The sequence below is a fragment of the Flavobacterium sp. Root901 genome (assembly GCF_001429765.1).
GTDB lineage: Bacteria > Bacteroidota > Bacteroidia > Flavobacteriales > Flavobacteriaceae > Flavobacterium.
This window is the reverse complement of the sequence record NZ_LMJB01000007.1, coordinates 242,402-257,645: the sequence shown is the minus strand read 5'-3', so window position 1 is coordinate 257,645 and position 15,244 is coordinate 242,402. Positions and strand designations below refer to the sequence as shown.

Below are 15,244 nucleotides of genomic sequence, written 5' to 3'. Positions count from 1 at the left end.
TACTCCCTTTGCGTTTAAAAAAATCAGTCACAGCTTGAAAACTGCGACTGAAAACTGAAAACTATTTACCGCCATTAACCGGATTAACTCTCACATAAGTTCCATCATCATATTTAATTTGATAAGTAGAATTAAAGAAAGTACTTGGCAGATAATAATCTGTAGTGATGATTTGTGCGCCTGAAGTTTTTGCAGCATTAAAATGCGTGTAATCATTTGCTCTGGCTTCTTTGGTATCAGCATCGGCTCTGGTTCTTATTATATAGCCTTTTTTAACTAAATCAGCTATTGAAGGATCTTCCGGATTATTTCTGAAAATAGTCGCTGCTTCCGACTTTCCGGGTTCAGCATTAATAAAAATGGCACGGCCTTTTAACGAAGGATGATTTAAAGCATATAAATCCCTTTTCGCACTATTATTATCCAGAATAAACAAAAATTTCCCTTTAGCTTTTTTAAGTGTTGGCCAGTTGTGGTTTAAAACTGCTTCTTCAAGTGTTTTGTGTTTTCCGCGTACCATATCTGGTGTAATTAGCTTATTTCCAAGACCTTTACGAAGTTCTTTGTCTAAGGCGTCAAAAAGTTCAGGTGTAAATTTCTCGGCTTTTGTCCCTAAAAAACTATCATCATCTTTTGGCTCTAACGTGATAAAAACAGGAACATGATCAGGATTTGCGTCAGACCATTTTTTTAGTTCGGCAAGGCATCCCTGCAGCGTATAGCAGGAAGTTCTAAAATCAATATCAATCATATGAAAAACTTTAAAACCCGGTTTTTTCATTTCTCCATTTGGGTCGTAAGTTTCCTGTGACTTTACAAGGTCAAGACCTTTTGGGTGTGTAAATTTTCCACCTTGAGTATCGGGTTGAACATCAATTTCGAGCTGGCGCAAACCTTTGTTTAACTGTTCTGTAATGCTGATATGCGTGTATTGTAAACCTTTTAACGAACGTGTAGTATCTTTTGCCTGAATAAAATTATATAAATCAGGTTCAATGTTATGACGGTAACTGTTGTGTGAACCAATAACTTGTATTTGGTTAATTTTTAGGTTGTCATTTTGCGCCAGACTTAGTTGTACAGTCCCGGCAAAAAGCAATGCAAACAAAATTTGTTTCATGATTTTTAGATGAAATTAGGATTAAAAATAGGAAGCGCAGCAACAGAGAATTGCATTTTTAGAGAATACTAAAATAGAATTGGTATTTAATTTTTGTGTTAGCTAAAGAAAAAGAAATCGCAAACCAACTGTAATTTTTAGCCCAAAATAGTAGTATTAATAAAACAAATGTATTTCAAATTTAATTTAAAGATAACTTTCAGGAAAAAAGTATTGGTGCAGCATTTCCTTATTTTACAGTACTAAATGCTACCGAAATTACCAATGAAGAATCCTGAAATTTTTGAAAAAACGTATACCGATTACTGGCAGAAACTCAATGCCTTTTCTTATACAATGACTCAGGATAAAGATTTGGCGCAGAATATTGTTCAGGATGTTTTTATCGATTTATGGGAACGAAAAGACGATTTGAATATTAATGCAATCGAACCTTATTTATTCAGAGCGGTAAAAAATCAGATTTTTAAACATTACCAGAATAATCGTTTCGATAAAACGATTATGGAGGATAAATTTGAAGACTATATTATCGACAACTTTTCGTCGATTGATCCCGAAGTAATGGATTTACTTTATTCCTTATTAGATAAACTTCCGGAGAAAAGGAAAGAGGTTTTACTCATGTATAAATTTCAGGATATGTCAATTGAACAGATTGCAGATGAACTCGGAATTTCAAAACAAACGGTAAAAAATCAAATTTCATCGGCATTAAAACAATTGCGCGAAGGCTTGAAAGATCTGGCCTGGCTGGCTCCAATTATCTTTTTTAGAGAAAATTTTTAAGATAACTTTCTGTTAATAGTTTCATAATATTTGAGGATAGTACGATTTGATAATTCTGGTACTTATAGGTAACAATAAGTATTATGATAAAAAGAATCAAACATAGTTTAGAATATCTTATAGATAAAAGTTCAAGAAATAAAACCTCAGAGGCAGAAGAAAATCTGCTGCATAATTTTGCTTTAAGCGAATATCAAAATGCAGACTGGAATGAAGCTTCAATGGGAAATTCTGATGAAGTTTCTAAAAATATATACGACGGGATTCAGCTTCGAATGGTAAAGGAGAAGACTATAAAACCGTATTTAAAATATATGGCGGCTGCCAGTATTCTTTTTCTTGTTGGTCTTGGTTTTTTCTTTAAAACTGAAATTGTTGTTGATAAACAACTAACATTTAAAACGTCATCGATTCCCAAATCTATCCAATTAAGTGACGGCTCGAAAATTTATCTGGCAGCAAACTCATCATTTCAATATCCTGAAAAATTCGAGGGCAGCGAAAGGAAAGTTTCTTTGTTAAAAGGAAATGCTTTTTTTGAAATTGCCAAAGATAAAAAACACCCATTTATCATTACATCCGGAGAGGTTAAAACGAAAGTTGTGGGAACTTCATTCCACATTCAAATGTCTAAATCAAAATGCGAAGTAATTGTTGTGACCGGAAAGGTAAATGTTACTTCAAAAGGGCAGAGCGTTGATTTAGTTCCAAATGAAGAAGCCGTTTTCGAATCTGAAAAACTCACAAAACAACAGGCAGATAAATCATTTCTGGTCAATTGGTACAATACAGATGTGATGCTGAATCAAACGACACTTAAACAAGTTATTGCCATTTTACAATATAAATACGGTGTTTCATTTCAATACAATAATGAACAGGTATTAGCAGCGCCGCTAACGGTGTTTATTAAAAAAGACGCAGCATTAGAGAATGTTTTAGAACAAATAAATTATATCACAAACCTAAAATTCAAAGTTTATGGCGAAATAGTAAAAGTGGATTAAAAACAAAAAAGCAGTTGCTGAGAACAACTGCGATTAATAATTAAGTATCGTAAAAAACCAATAACTTAAATCATGTATTTTAAACCTTCTTATTTAAATCTAAAGAGTTTTATCTTTTTAGTACTGGCGTTACTGACCATCCAGAGTGGTTTTAGTAAAACTAATTCATTAAAAAAATCAAATGTAGAAAATAAAATAGAAAAAGCAACTCTTGTTTCTATTTTTTCAAAATTAAGTCAGCAGACTGATTATAAGTTCAGTTACGGACAAGCTGTTATTGCTGATAATACTGTTTACACAGTAAATTATACGGAAGCATCTGTTGCTGCAATTTTAAGCGACCTTTCTAAAAAAGCTAATTTCAATTATAACATTAACGGAAAATTAGTTTTAATTCAAAAAACAGCTGCTGTAAAAGCGGTTAACACAAAAGCAGCAGGCAAGATCAGAGTAAAAGGAAAAATTGTTGACGAAAACAATGTGCCAATTCCGGGTGCAACAGTTTTGGAATCAGGCAGTACTAACTCAACGGTAACTGATTTTGACGGAGTTTTTGAACTTTCTATAGAAGAAGGAAAAAATATCGAAGTTTCGTATGTAGGATATAAAACTAAAATTGCTGTTGCAAAAGCTGGTTTAATGACAATCCAGTTAGAGCCAAGTACATCAGAATTAAATGAAGTTTTGGTGGTAGGTTATGGAAAACAATCTAAAAAAGATGTAACCGGAGCAGTTACGCAGCTTGAAGCAGCAAACTTCAAACAAGGTGTAAATATCTCTGTAGATAATTTACTTCAGGGAAAAGTTGCCGGTGTACGTGTTGTAAGTACAAGTGGTGAGCCGGGAGCAGGAGTAAACGTAACAATTCGTGGAGTTGGATCTATCAGAAGCGGAAGTACGCCTTTATTTGTTGTTGATGGAATGCCATTGGCTAATGATGATGTAAGTCCGACCGGAACAAATGTTGGTTTTGGATCTTCAACAGCAAAAAATCCATTAAACTTTTTGAATACAAGTGATATCGAATCGATTACAGTTCTTAAAGATGCATCTGCAGCCGCAATTTACGGTGCGAGAGGATCGAATGGAGTTGTTTTGGTTACAACTAAAAAAGGTTCAAAAGGAGAAGGAACAATTACTTTTGATTCTTATATGGGAGTTTCTACTGTTGCTAATAAATTAGATGTTTTAAGTGCAGACCAGTACAGAAATGCTATTAAAGATAAATCATTTGATCACGGAGGAAATACAGACTGGCAGGATGTAATTTTCAGATCTGCCATTACTCAAAATAATGCATTGTCTTTTGCAAAGCAGACAGAATCAGGAAATTATTATGCATCTATTGCACAAATGGATCAGGAAGGAATTATTCGTAACAGTAATTTCAAACGTATTTCAGGAAGACTTAATGCTTCTGAATCATTTTTAGACAACAAGCGTTTAAAATTAAAATTCAACCTTACAGCGAGCCAGACAACAGACGACGGTGTTCCTACAAGTGATGACGGTGGTTCTAACGGACAATTGATCGTTCATACTTTAATGGCAAACCCAACGCGTTCTGTATTTGATGCTAATGGAAATTATACAAACTTCAATATGAACGCGCATTACAATCCTGCTTATTTATTAAGTATTTATGAAGATCAGACGCGTACATTGAGGGTTTTAGGAAACTTAGAAACTTCTTTTAGAATTGTAAACGGATTAGAATATAAATTAAACATTGGTGTCGATCGTTCAACATCTGAAAGAAACACAACTATTTATCCAAATATTACAGATATTAGTAAAATAGGTAAATATGTTCAAAATAATCTGGATTCAAAAAACTCCTTAATCGAGCATTATTTAACTTATAATGTAACATTAGACAAACATAAAATTGAAGCTTTGGGCGGTTTTTCTTATCAGAAATTTGAAAGATCTGGAACAAGTTTCAGTATTGAAGGAATCACTGATAAAGGAGTAGGTGTAAAACCGGAAATTAATCCTGGTTTCAAAGGTATTCTGCCGGTACTTTCAGGTTATGCACAGGAAAATGAATTACAGTCTTATTTTGGAAGATTAAATTATACTTTCAACGATAAATACCTTTTAACAGCTTCGATGAGAGCTGACGGTTCTACTCGTTTTGGTGATAATAATAAATACGGTTATTTTCCGTCATTTGCTTTAGGATGGAATATTTCTAAAGAAAGTTTTTTAGAAAATGTAACTGCTGTAAGCAACTTAAAATTAAGAGCAAGCTGGGGACAAACAGGAAATCAGGAAGTTGAAAATAAAATTACAAAAGCAAGTTACTCTTTATCTGGTGCAGACGGATATTATTTATACGATGATTTGAATTTAGTAAACGGAGTTTCTGTTGTGAGAACTCCAAATCCTGATTTAAAATGGGAAGTTGTAACGCAATATAATTTTGGTGTAGATTTTAGTTTATGGAATGATAAATTCTACGGAACGCTTGATTATTTTAACAAAACTACTACAGATGCAATCTTAAATGTTCCTTCGCCGCCATTGAGCCCAACATCTACAGTGTGGACAAATATCGACGGAAAAATTGTCAACAAAGGTTTTGAATTTATGTTAGGTTCAAAATTAGTTGATACTAAAAATTTCAGCTGGAATGTAGATGTAAATGGTGCAACTTTAAACAACAAAATTGAAGATTTACCAGTTTCAGAAATCTACACCGGAACTATTTCAGGGCCGGGACAGTCTGGTGTAACGGCTAACATTTATAAAAGCGGTTATTCGGCAGGATCTTTCTACCTATTACAGCATATTGGTTTTGACCAAAATGGAGCAAACATATTTAAAGATCAAAACGGAGACGGTAAAATTAATAACAGCGACAGAGTAATTATAGAGGGAGCTCTTCCAACTTTTTACTACGGTCTTAATAGTGATATGAAATATAAAAACTTAAGCTTTTCGTTTTCAATCATTGGACAGACTGGAGGTTACTTATTGAATAATACAGGTTTAAATGCTTTAAATATTAACAATTTAGCATCAGATCGTAACGTGGCTACTGGATATTATGAGTCTGGGGCAAACCCGACAAACTCACCAATTTTATCTACTCTTTTCTTAGAAAAATCTGATTTTATCCGATTAAATACAGCGCGTATTGGTTACAATTTAGATTTAAAAGGAGTAAACTGGTTACAGGGATTAACACTTTATGTAACAGGAAATAACCTGATTACAATTACAAATTATTCAGGATTTGATCCATTAATTAACAGCCCGAAACCAAGCGGAGGAAACCAGTCTATTGGTATTGATTATGCTGCTTATCCAACTTCCAGAACGTTTAGTTTCGGAGCAACTTTAAAATTATAAATTCATGAAGACAAAGACATTTTTAAGTATAAAAATTTTAGCAATTTTCTCTTTTGCTTTTTTATTAAACAGCTGTACAGATCTGGATGAAGTTCTTTTAGACGAAAAATCCGGAAATACGGTTTCAGATCCTGCAGGTTCTCTTGCTGCTGCTTATGACAGACTTGGAGACGGAACTTTTACAGATCACGGTGCTGTTTTTGCCATGCAGGAATATACTACAGACGAAGCTATTTTGCCAACCCGCGGAAGTGACTGGGGAGACGGAGGAAAATGGAGAGACATGCACGAGTTTACATGGAGCTCTAATAATGCTATTATAGTATCGAACTGGGATTTATTGACAAACGGGATTACGCGTTCTTTGACTGCTATAAAATCGGCATCAGAAACTGATTTTCCTGAAAAGAAATTATTCCTGGCAGAATCAAAAGCACTTTTAGCATTTTATACCTATACAACATTAGATTTATACGGTCAGGCTCCATACAGAGATCCGCTAAATCCAAGTGCGCCTTTGCAGATCTTAAAAGCTGATACTCAAATTGATCAGTTAATTAAAGATGTTGAAGCCTTACTTCCTGATTTGGCTGATATTGGGACCCAGCGTACACACCACGGTAGATTTACAAAACAAGCTGGTTATGCTTTTTTAGCCAATATGTATTTAAATCGTGCTGTATTTAAAGACCGTTTTAATACTGCATCAAACTTTAATTTTAACGAACCTGCAGTTTCTGGAAACGGAACAGATATGGATCGAGTTATTTATTACACGTCTCTATTGATTGATTCTGGAAAGTTTAGTTTAGAAAGTGACTTTTTCAAAAACTTTGCAAGAGATAATAACGACGGTAAAGAGCTGATTTTTGCCATTTCTCAAAAAATAGATTACATCCGTAATGGTTCTAACAGTTTTGCTTATGTGTGTATGGAACGTAACCAGAGAACATCTGCTGCAAACAGAGGAACAAATGCGGCTTGTACAACTCCTGAATTCTATGCAACCTGGGATGGGAATCACGATGATCCAAGATTTGAACAGCATTACCAATATGCTGACGGAACATGGTTTATGAATGATGGAACAGATGTAAGTGTTCCTGCAACAGATATCGTACCTAAAAGCAGTCCGAGTTTACCTTGGTTTCACTTTAACAGAGGAATCCAGGCCGGACTTCAGTATGGGCCAATATTATTGCCTTCAGGATCTTTGGAAATGACAGGTAACCGTATCAAAGTTTCTCCATTATATATGGAAAAAAGTACGACTACAAGAATGAATTTTACAACTACATTGACATTTTCAGATCCGACAAAATCTGTTTTTGCCCAAAACGAAATTAATCAGGGAGCTCGTATATTTAAATATGAATTTGACCCGGAAGGAGGAAATGGTAATAGTAATGTTGATATTCCGTTATTTCGTTTAGGAGGAATTTATATCATGAGAGCCGAGGCATTATTCAGAAAAGGAAGCGTTGGTCCTGCAATGGATGATTTAAACAAACTGCGTACCAGCAGAAAAAGAGAAGCTTTGTTTGCCAATGCACCAGGAAAGGCTTTAACATCATTAGATGCTCAGCAATTATATAAAGAATTAGGTTTTGAATTGTATTGGGAATTACAAAGAAGACCGCAGAGCATCCGCTTCGGAAAATTTGACTTAGCCGGAACTGCCAAAGCAGCTTCTCTGCCATTTAGAAGAATATTTCCAATTCCGCAGACGGTTATCGATCAAAAAGTGTTTTCACAAAACCAAGGATACAATTAAGAATTTGTGTTAGTTTATTTTTTATTTTTTTTGAAAAAAGCCTGTTCTTGGAAAAGACAGGCTTTTTCTTTTTTTAAGATTCTAAGGTTCTGAGATTACTTTGGGTTTAATTTGATCTCAAAGATTTTCCGTAGAGACGCACTGCAGTGCGTCTACTTAGGCTTTGAGAAAGAACAAAAAGATTTTCTGTAGAGACGCACTATAGTGCGTCTACATGCGCATATCACATTTTAAATGTTTTCTGTATTTTAAATCTATTGATAGACGCACTGCAGTGCGTCTCTACGAAAAATCTTGAGAATTAAACCCAAAGAAAAAAACTCAGAACCTTAGCCCTTAGAACCTTTAAAATTTATAATAAACGAATAAAAAAATGTAAGTTGTAACTGTCAGGAATGAGTAAATTTGAGTTAAAATTAAATATTTTGATTAAGTGTGCTTTCAGGAAAAAAGCAACGCAATTAGTAACTCAAAAAGTATAAATTATGATACATCAAATTGACACTACCGATAACATTGTGGCCTTTAGAGCATTGGCAGAAGTAACAAAAGAAGATTTTCTGACAGCAGTAATTCCCGCTGTTGAACATTTGGTAAAACAAACGAATGAAATTAATTTTTTATTAGTTCTTGATACTGATATAAAAAACTTTACTGCAGGAGCATGGCTTCAGGATGCCCTTTTAGGATTAAAACATTTAGGAAAATGGAACAGGGCAGCAATCGTAACAGATTCTGAAGATATTATTTCTTTTACAAACGGATTTAGTTATGTAGTTCCGGGAGAATTCCACGGATTTAAAAAAGAAGCTTTTAATAAAGCATTAAACTGGGTAGAAGGAAATATTAATCTGCCGGCAAATTAAATAATTTTTACCCATTGTGTAAAAAAACTCAGCAGTTAAATTATAGTAATTAGATATTTATAGAAAATGCCCGTTAGATTTAAAATCTTAACGGGCATTTTCGCAATTAGCAAACGTTTTTCTTTTATTATTTTGCTACTTTTTTGTAAACTGCTGCAGATAATAGTGGCAGTGCTAAACTTCCAACAATTGCTGCAGCTTTAGTGTGTCCGGTTTTCTTTAAAACTGCTCCAATTAAAATTGAACCAATTCCCGCGAATGTCAGCTGTTTGACAGAAAGATTTCCAGTACTATTTTCAATAGGTTTGATTCCGTGCAATAGAGGGTCAATGAATTGTAAATTTTCCATGATTTTTATTATTTAATTTAACGTATTTTTATTTGTGCTATTTTTTTCGAGATCAGTTTCAGTCTCAATTTTTTCAATTTCTACTTTTTCTTTTTTAATGGCTTGTCGAAGAAGGGCAAAAAGGCTCATATAGATATTTGCTACAAATACCAGCGAAAATCCGGCCAAAATATAACCGCGCCAGTCGTTTAACAAAATTTTATAATCAGTAAAAATCAAAAATGCAATTGTAACATAATGACTAAAACAATATTCGCAGGTAAAAAGATAAAAGAACTTACGGGTGAGTAATAATCGGCCATTTTTGGAGCGATTAACACACCATTCATGAGGTTCTCTAAAAATTTCTTCGTGCGTAACAGTCCAGCTAATACAAGATATTGGGACAGCCAGTACAAAAAGCCATATGATTTGATCTGGTAAAGACATAAACTAATCTTAAAAGTTTGATTATTCTCGAGGGTGGTTTTCCGGATAATGTTCTGCATCAAAATCATTTAATTCTTCATCATTATCAAGGTCACCGTCTTTCTCTAAATCATTTTCATAATCAGTTTCCGTATCAATGTCTTCATCATTCTCAAATTCACTATTATTTCCATCATTGGTAACTAAATTATCTTCGTTGACAATTCGTTCTTCATTCGGAATATTTTCTGCTCTGAAAGTTTCGTTTTCCTTAAAATCATTTACAGCCTGACTAAGATCTTCTATAAATTCTTCCTGATATTGATAAGGATCTTCATCTCTTGCATAATCGTTATCAATTAGTGTATTTTGTTCCATAATATCCGGATCACTTTCACCAAACTCAGAATTACTTCTTGGTTTAAATTCCTGTTGGTATTTTTCGTCAGCCTGATTTCCGTCTACTAAAGTATTTTGATCTATAAAATCAGGGTCTGTTTGTCCGTATTCGAAGTTATTTTGCTTTTCCATAACGCTGTTTTTTTTAGATTAATAATTATTTTTTTGTAGGAAGTGAATCCTTCATATCCTTTGCAGAAGGTTTAACTGTTGTTTTCGTTACAGTATTTTTTCCTGCAGTTTTGTCGTCTTGTACTTTTGTTTCAGTACCGGTTATTTTTGCGGCATTTACATTATTAGTATTTTGAACTGTATTTTTCATGGCGTGTAATTTTAAATGTGTTTTACAAATTTAGCATCTAAGCACCCGCTTCTTATTACAGGAAAATAAATTATAGTTGTATAATTAACAGTTACTTATAATGTAATGATTGTAGGAAATTATATAAGTTTTAGTTTTGCAAACATTATACATTTGACTATAAAAAGTGTATAATTTAAAATTAATTATATGGCATCTGATAAAGTAACGGCATGCTGCAAAGCGTTAATTGAGAAAAAACTAACCATAACTTTTGTAGAAAGTGCTTCGGCAGGAAAAATGAGTTATGAATTTTCGACAGTCTTTAATTCCGGAAAAATCTTAATAGGAGGAATGGTGTGTTACCATTCGTCAATGAAAGAAGATTTACTGCATATTCCGTGGGGTACTATTGAAAAATATAGTGCTGAGTCGGCAGAAGTCACAAAGTTAATGGCTCAGAATTTTTACCGTTATATAAATTCTGATATCTGCGTTGCTCTAACCGGATTAACCACGCCGGGTGGAAGTGAAAGGAAAGGAAAACCTGTTGGAACTATTTTTATTCATATTGTTTTCCCTGATAAAGAAATTGCAAAAAGATATGAATTTAAAGGAAGTGCAGAAAGCATAATTGATCAGGCAATTGACGTTGTTGCCGATTTGATTTTGAAAGAAGTTTAAGAGAAAAACTTTAATTTTATTTTTATATAAAAAGCCACGGGAATTTCTTGTGGCTTTTTAGTTTCTTAAATATTCTGTCGAAATATAGTTTAAGCAAACCATTTTTGTTGTCTTTTTTTCAAGTTTTCCTTTTTTTAAAATAATGTGTTTCTTATGTTTTAGGTTTAAATTTATAATTTTACGCAAAGTTTAACTGCAATTACTCATCATTTTCAAAAAGGAAAATCATTAATTCGGTTTTTAGGCAGTTAGAACTTTTTTTTGAAAAATAAACCTAATTTAAAAATAAAAAATATGAAAAAGCTATTTTCAATTTTATTGTTATTATTACAATTTTCTGTAGTTTTTGCACAAAATCAGCCTGAAGATCCTTCATCAAAAAAAATTATAGGTTCCTGGTATTCCGATGTCAATCCAAACATAAAATGGGTATTTTCTCAGGATGGAAAAGTGTATAATTATAATAATGATGTTTTTAAAGTCATGTATCGGTACACAATTTCACACAGCTGCCAGAATAACTCAGATGATAATGCAGAATTTATAACCTTAATGGACAAAGAAGGAAATGAATTTTGTTTTAAAATAAAGTCCATAAACGAAAATAAAAACGGCATTTTATCTATGGTAAATATGAGTAATATGGAAACAATTTCATTTACCAATAAAAAATAAAATAGTTATTTTAAAACCTCAAAACTTCGTTTTGGGTGAATTTTCACTTCATTAAACTTTCATTAACAAAAAGTAAGATTTCATTCTTTTATATTTGTAAGGCACAAATTAATCCTAAAGCGTTGTACCTTATGAAAATAAAGCCTTTTTTCTGTCTGTTTCTATTTGGCGTTTTTTCAATTTCCGCTTATAGTCAGAATGTGAAGCTGTTAAACATTAATCAGCTAAACGAAAGAATCAAAAATGGGAAAGACAGTACGTATGTCGTTAATTTTTGGGCAACATGGTGCGCACCGTGTATCAAAGAATTACCTCATTTTGAAAAATTAAGCGCAGAAAACAAATCAGATAAACTGGCGGTTTTATTGGTTAGTCTTGATTTTAAATCGAAATTGACTTCAAATGTAGTGCCCTTTGTAAAAAGAAAAAAACTGAAAAATGAAGTATTTCTTTTGAATGAAAGCAGCCCTCAGGAATTTATTGACAGGATTGATCCTTCGTGGTCAGGAAGTATTCCGGCAACACTTTTCATCAAAGGCGATAAACGAAAATTTGTAGAAAGCGAATTTACCTACGAACAATTATTAACTGAATATAAAAAACTGTAAACCATGAAAAAAATAATCCTTTTATTAGTACTGGCATTTTCTGCCTTTTTTGCTCAGGCGCAAACTGCAACTCTCAAAGCCGGAGATACAGCACCCGATTTCAAACTAAAAAATGTAGACAATAAAGAAGTTTCTTTTGCAAGTTTTCCAAATGCAAAAGGATATATCATCGTTTTTACTTGCAATACATGTCCATACGCAGTTGGTTACGAACAAAGAATTATCGATTTAGATAAAAAATACAGACCTCAGGGATATCCGGTAATTGCAATTAATCCAAACGATCCGGAAGCTTCTACAGCAGATACTTTCAACAAAATGCAGGATTTGGCTAAAGAGAAAAAATATCCTTTCCCTTATTTATTTGATGCAGGACAAAAAATTACCGACGAATATGGAGCAAAACGTACACCGCATGTTTTTATCGTTTCTAAATCGGCAAAAGGAAATGTAGTAGAATATGTGGGAGCAATTGATAATGATCCGGAAGGAACAAAAGCTGACAAAGCAAAATATGCAGAAGATGTAATTGCATCACTGCAAAGAGGTCAAAAACCGGCTGTAACACAGACTAAAGAAATTGGCTGTACAGTAAAAAGAAAAGCAAAAGCTTAATTACCAGAATTTAATTTGTTAAAAACGCCTCATAATATGAGGCGTTTTTTTATAGGATTGTATCGTTATTTTTATTTCATGATTAAACTAAAGTCTGTATTAATTACAAGCTTTTTAGTTTTTTCATAAAAATAGGAAACACCTCGTTCAGTTCGCTGAATAAAGGATTGTTTCGGTGTTTTAATTTTATTTCGCTGAAGAGTTTTAGCCCAATTGCAAATTGTGTAGCTTCTGATGGACTTTCAAATATGTTTTTATCTTTAATTCTTTGAATAATCCCAAAGATTTCATCGTGATTATCAAATTCAATTCCAAGTTCTTTTGCTGGCTTGGTGTCGCCATTTGCATATTCTTTAAGGCTAAGAGTTAAATAATATTTGTTTGATTTTTTTTCCATGATATTAAAAATTTCAATTTATTTCAGCCATTTGTCCACAATTGTTTTAAAAGTTTCTTTGTATTGTTCGCCAACAGTGATTTCTGTTTTTCCAATGAAAATTGAATTTTTTGTTATGGCATTTATTTTTTCCAAAGAAACAATAAAAGAGCGGTGTACTCTCATGAATTTCAACGATGGCATTTTTTCTTCCAGTGCTTTTAAAGAAATTAAAGACAGCAGTGCTTTTTGAGAATCGTCTAAATGCACTTTTACATAATCTTTTAAGCTTTCTATGTACAGAATATCTTTAAACGAAATGCGAACCCATTGATATTCGACTTTTAAAAATATAAATTCGTCATCTGCAGCAACAGAATGATGACTGCCGGATGCTTCCTCCGTTATCTGCATAACTTTATTCGCCGCACGCAAAAATTCTTCGTAACTAAAAGGTTTTAAAAGATAATCTACAGCATTAACCTTATAACCTTCAATTGCATAATGATTGTAAGCAGTTGTAAAAACAATTTTTGGCACCTGTCCGGGCTGTTCCTGTAAGAGCCGCGCGAGTTCCATTCCCGTTAAATTGGGCATATTAATATCCAGAAAAACCAAATCAGGCTGTTTTTCCCTGATTAGCCCCATGGCTTCAACCGCATTGTCGCAGCTTGCCGTTAATTGTAAAAAAGGAGTCTGCTCAATAAAAGTTTCGACCAATTTTAATGCAAGAGGTTCATCGTCTACTGCTATACATCTTAATATTGCCATTATTCTAAATTTATTTGCAGTTTTATATTGTACTTTCCATTCTCGGCAACACCCGCTTTTAAGGAGTGTTTGTGCGGATAAATTAAATGCAGCCTGCGTTTGGTATTCGTTAAGCCAATTCCGCCTTCGTTTGTAGTTGATGTTTTTTCGAAATACGTATTTTCTACTTCAAATTCGAGATTGCTTCCATCTTGTTTCAGCGAAATATAGATTTCACTTTTATCAGTAGCGTGAATTCCATGTTTAAAAGCATTTTCTACTAAAGGTAGTAATAACATCGGAACAATTGGATAATCGTGTATTTTTTCAGGTATTTCTGTTGTAATGGTTAATTTTTTATTGGCACGAAGTTTCATCAAGGCAATAAAATCCCGCATAAAATCTGCTTCCTTAAGCAGTGTTGTTCTTTCTTCTGTGCTGTAGAGCAGGTAACGCATCATTCGGCTTAAAGTATGAAGTGCGTTTCTTGAATCTTCGATATTAGTATAAGTTAAAGAATAAATGCTGTTTAAGGAATTAAAGAAAAAATGCGGATTAATTTGTGCCTTAAGCATTGCCAATTCTGCCACAGTTTTATCCTGTTCCAGCTTTTGTTTGTGCTGGGCCGCTTTCTGCCAATGCTGCAGCATCGCCCAGCTGGTGCTAATCCCTAAAACCAATAATGTAAGCATTAAAACATAATTGTCGAAATAAGGATTTCGGTATTTTTTAAATCCTAAAACCAAACTGACTTTAGTGTGAAGATCTGTTTGTGAAGTATAAAAATATGCGATCAGCTGCATGATAAAAACTGACAGAAATGCCCAAACCAAAAACGGCGTGGTGTTGTTTTTAATAATGGTTTTGGGCACTATGATTTTAGCATTGATATAAAAAATGCCAATCAGTAAAATCAATATAATGATCTGCCAAAGCCAGAAAACAGAAGGAAGAATTACATTCCAGGTTAAAGGTATGTAAAACAGCATGATAAACCCCAATAATAGCCATCCCAGAATATGAAGTCCGGTAAAAAAGAAGGGTCTATATACGTTTGAAGCCATTACGAATTTATTTTATTGAGGCAATATTACAGTTTATTTGTATGTAATTTTGAAGCAATCGCTAAAAAGAGATTTACAGTCCGTAAAAACCATTTTAGAGCC

The 15,244-nt window shown here is 33.3% G+C and carries 17 protein-coding genes; 9 read left to right on the top strand and 8 right to left on the bottom strand.

All coding sequences use genetic code 11. The annotated features are described in order from the left end of the window. Positions 1 to 61: 61 nt before the first annotated feature. Positions 62 to 1,120 carry a phosphatidylinositol-specific phospholipase C1-like protein gene (locus ASE21_RS14420; protein WP_057123388.1) on the bottom strand — a complete coding sequence of 353 codons (1,059 nt, stop codon included), beginning with the start codon at positions 1,118 to 1,120 and terminating at the stop codon, positions 62 to 64. 264 nt (positions 1,121 to 1,384) lie between these two features. On the opposite strand from ASE21_RS14420, the gene ASE21_RS14415 reads away from it, so the two are divergent. From ASE21_RS14415 to ASE21_RS14395, 5 genes are all read left to right on the top strand, one after another. Further along, entirely contained in the window at positions 1,385 to 1,909 is a 525-nt protein-coding gene (locus ASE21_RS14415) for an RNA polymerase sigma-70 factor (protein WP_057123387.1), read from the top strand. Between the two features lie 83 nt (positions 1,910 to 1,992). After that, the gene (locus ASE21_RS14410; RefSeq protein ID WP_057123386.1) at positions 1,993 to 2,916 is read left to right on the top strand and encodes a FecR family protein; all 924 of its coding nucleotides are present in this window, start codon (positions 1,993 to 1,995) and stop codon (positions 2,914 to 2,916) included. A gap of 72 nt (positions 2,917 to 2,988) precedes the next feature. Beyond that, a complete protein-coding gene (locus ASE21_RS14405; protein WP_057123385.1) occupies positions 2,989 to 6,273 on the top strand; it encodes a SusC/RagA family TonB-linked outer membrane protein in 3,285 nt (1,094 codons plus the stop codon). Positions 6,274 to 6,277: 4 nt separating this feature from the next. Beyond that, positions 6,278 to 8,047: a RagB/SusD family nutrient uptake outer membrane protein gene (locus tag ASE21_RS14400; protein WP_057123384.1), complete on the top strand. Its 1,770-nt coding sequence runs from the start codon at positions 6,278 to 6,280 to the stop codon at positions 8,045 to 8,047. A gap of 485 nt (positions 8,048 to 8,532) precedes the next feature. After that, positions 8,533 to 8,913: an STAS/SEC14 domain-containing protein gene (locus tag ASE21_RS14395; protein WP_057123383.1), complete on the top strand. Its 381-nt coding sequence runs from the start codon at positions 8,533 to 8,535 to the stop codon at positions 8,911 to 8,913. 127 nt (positions 8,914 to 9,040) lie between these two features. Here the strand turns inward: ASE21_RS14395 and ASE21_RS14390 are convergent, their stop codons facing one another. Genes ASE21_RS14390 through ASE21_RS21865 form a run of 4 tightly spaced genes read right to left on the bottom strand, consistent with a single transcriptional unit; the run spans position 9,041 to position 10,391 of the window. Next, positions 9,041 to 9,262 carry a hypothetical protein gene (locus ASE21_RS14390; RefSeq protein WP_057123382.1) on the bottom strand — a complete coding sequence of 74 codons (222 nt, stop codon included), beginning with the start codon at positions 9,260 to 9,262 and terminating at the stop codon, positions 9,041 to 9,043. Between the two features lie 12 nt (positions 9,263 to 9,274). Next, a complete protein-coding gene (locus ASE21_RS14385) occupies positions 9,275 to 9,691 on the bottom strand; it encodes a hypothetical protein (protein WP_057123381.1) in 417 nt (138 codons plus the stop codon). Positions 9,692 to 9,712: 21 nt separating this feature from the next. After that, entirely contained in the window at positions 9,713 to 10,201 is a 489-nt protein-coding gene (locus tag ASE21_RS14380) for a hypothetical protein (RefSeq protein ID WP_057123380.1), read from the bottom strand. A 25-nt stretch (positions 10,202 to 10,226) separates the two neighbouring features. Next, the gene (locus ASE21_RS21865) at positions 10,227 to 10,391 is read right to left on the bottom strand and encodes a hypothetical protein (RefSeq protein ID WP_157848783.1); all 165 of its coding nucleotides are present in this window, start codon (positions 10,389 to 10,391) and stop codon (positions 10,227 to 10,229) included. A gap of 189 nt (positions 10,392 to 10,580) precedes the next feature. On the opposite strand from ASE21_RS21865, the gene ASE21_RS14375 reads away from it, so the two are divergent. The 4 genes from ASE21_RS14375 to ASE21_RS14360 all read left to right on the top strand — a co-directional run bounded on the left by ASE21_RS14375 (position 10,581) and on the right by ASE21_RS14360 (position 12,952). Further along, positions 10,581 to 11,054, top strand: coding sequence for a CinA family protein (locus ASE21_RS14375; protein ID WP_057123379.1), 474 nt, complete (start codon positions 10,581 to 10,583; stop codon positions 11,052 to 11,054). A gap of 294 nt (positions 11,055 to 11,348) precedes the next feature. Next, positions 11,349 to 11,729, top strand: a complete 381-nt coding sequence (locus ASE21_RS14370) for a hypothetical protein (protein ID WP_057123378.1) — start codon at positions 11,349 to 11,351, stop codon at positions 11,727 to 11,729. 200 nt (positions 11,730 to 11,929) lie between these two features. After that, a complete protein-coding gene (locus tag ASE21_RS14365; protein ID WP_242410279.1) occupies positions 11,930 to 12,337 on the top strand; it encodes a TlpA disulfide reductase family protein in 408 nt (135 codons plus the stop codon). Between the two features lie 3 nt (positions 12,338 to 12,340). Next, on the top strand, positions 12,341 to 12,952 hold the full coding sequence (locus ASE21_RS14360) for a thioredoxin family protein (protein WP_057123376.1): 612 nt from the start codon (positions 12,341 to 12,343) through the stop codon (positions 12,950 to 12,952). A 103-nt stretch (positions 12,953 to 13,055) separates the two neighbouring features. On the opposite strand, the gene ASE21_RS14355 is transcribed toward ASE21_RS14360, so the two are convergent. The 3 genes from ASE21_RS14355 to ASE21_RS14345 are packed head-to-tail and all read right to left on the bottom strand — an operon-like array spanning position 13,056 to position 15,142. Continuing rightward, positions 13,056 to 13,349: a DUF3861 domain-containing protein gene (locus tag ASE21_RS14355; protein WP_057123375.1), complete on the bottom strand. Its 294-nt coding sequence runs from the start codon at positions 13,347 to 13,349 to the stop codon at positions 13,056 to 13,058. Between the two features lie 18 nt (positions 13,350 to 13,367). Continuing rightward, on the bottom strand, positions 13,368 to 14,099 hold the full coding sequence (locus tag ASE21_RS14350; protein ID WP_057123374.1) for a LytR/AlgR family response regulator transcription factor: 732 nt from the start codon (positions 14,097 to 14,099) through the stop codon (positions 13,368 to 13,370). Then, on the bottom strand, positions 14,099 to 15,142 hold the full coding sequence (locus ASE21_RS14345) for a sensor histidine kinase (protein ID WP_057123373.1): 1,044 nt from the start codon (positions 15,140 to 15,142) through the stop codon (positions 14,099 to 14,101). Before ASE21_RS14345 ends, ASE21_RS14350 begins: the two co-directional genes overlap by 1 nt. Positions 15,143 to 15,244 lie beyond the last annotated feature (102 nt).